The sequence below is a fragment of the Pseudomonas sp. 43(2021) genome (assembly GCF_017490805.1).
Taxonomy (GTDB): Bacteria; Pseudomonadota; Gammaproteobacteria; order Pseudomonadales; family Pseudomonadaceae; genus Aquipseudomonas.
Map to the genome: position 1 here is coordinate 1 of NZ_JAFGYJ010000089.1, position 850 is coordinate 850.

General features: G+C 47.8%; 2 protein-coding genes. Both read right to left on the reverse strand.

The window, feature by feature from the left end; all coding sequences use genetic code 11:
• Nucleotides 1-305: phosphoadenosine phosphosulfate reductase family protein (locus J5M71_RS26025; RefSeq protein WP_154294454.1), on the reverse strand; the 305-nt coding region annotated here is incomplete at its 3' end.
• A complete protein-coding gene (locus J5M71_RS26030) occupies nt 302-742 on the reverse strand; it encodes a recombination protein NinB (protein ID WP_000736903.1) in 441 nt (146 codons plus the stop codon). The genes J5M71_RS26025 and J5M71_RS26030, both read right to left, overlap by 4 nt.
• Nucleotides 743-850: the final 108 nt, after the last annotated feature.

Consider the following 850-nt stretch of genomic DNA (forward strand, 5'->3'; position numbering starts at 1 on the left):
CCATATTTCTTTACCATATCGATAAATGGCTTCAGAACAGGCATTCGCGTCTGAATATCCTTTGGTTCCCATACCGTATAACCATTTGGCTGTCCAAGCTCCGGGTTGATATCAACCTGCAATACGGTGAGCGGTATATCCCAGAACTTCACAACTTCCCTGACAAACCGATATGTCATTGGATGTTCACAACCTGTATCCATGAAAACGTAATGCACGTCTTTACCTGCCCGTCGCTTTTGCTCCATTAGCCAGAGCAAATATGCTGACGTCCTGCCACCGGAGAAACTAACGACATTTATCATGCAGCCCTGTCTCCCCATCTCGCTTTCCACTCCAGAGCCAGTCTCGCTTCGTCTGACCACTTAACGCCACGCTCTGTACCGAATGCCTGTATAAGCTCTAATAGCTCCGCAAATTCGCCTACACGCATCCTGCTGGTTGACTGGCCTATTACCACAAAGCCATTCCCGGCAAGGTTAGGAACAACATCCTGCTGCTTTAATGCTGCGGTAAACACACACTTCCAGCTTTCTGCATCCAGCCAGCGACCATGCCATTCAACCTGACGAGAGACGTCACCTAAGCAGGCCCATAGCTTCCTGTTTTGGTCTAAGCTGCGGTTGCGTTCCTGAATGGTTACTACGATTGGTTTGGTTGGGTCTGGAAGGATTTGCTGTACTGCGTGAATAGCGTTTTGCTGATGTGCTGGAGATCGAATTTCAAAGGTTAGTTTTTTCATGACTTCCCTCTCCCCCAAATAAAAAGGCCTGCGATTACCAGCAGGCCTGTTATTAGCTCAGTAATGTAGATGGTCATCTTTTAACTCCATATACCGCCAATACCCGTT